The 416-nt window shown below is 61.8% G+C and carries 1 pseudogene; it reads left to right on the top strand.

The features are described from left to right. Positions 1–416 (top strand): annotated as a pseudogene (mraY, locus tag EN893_RS37745) (phospho-N-acetylmuramoyl-pentapeptide-transferase); the annotation flags it as partial.

Below are 416 nucleotides of genomic sequence, written 5' to 3'. Positions count from 1 at the left end.
GGCAAGGCAAGGCTGGCGCTTGAATTCGTTATCGCCGGCATCGCCGCCTGGGTGATCATGCACAATGGCCAGGCGCCGTTCTCTTCGTCGCTGACGTTTCCCTTCGCCAAGGAATTCATCGTCAATCTCGGCTGGTTCTTCATTCCGTTCTCCTGCTTCGTCATCGTCGGAGCAGGCAATGCTGTGAACCTCACCGACGGTCTGGACGGGCTGGCGATCGTGCCGATCATGATCGCGGCGGCCTCCTTCGGCGTCATCGCCTATCTCTCCGGCAACGCCGTGTTCGCCGAATATCTGCAGATCCATTTCGTGCCCGGCACCGGTGAACTGGCGGTCGTGCTCGGCGCTGTCATCGGCGCTGGCCTCGGCTTCCTCTGGTTCAACGCGCCGCCTGCGGCGATCTTCATGGGCGATAC

Source organism: Mesorhizobium sp. M7A.F.Ca.CA.004.04.2.1 (assembly GCF_004022825.1).
Taxonomy (GTDB): Bacteria; Pseudomonadota; Alphaproteobacteria; order Rhizobiales; family Rhizobiaceae; genus Mesorhizobium.
The sequence above is the reverse complement of the archived record's forward strand: the minus strand, read 5'-3'. Positions and strand labels throughout refer to the sequence as shown.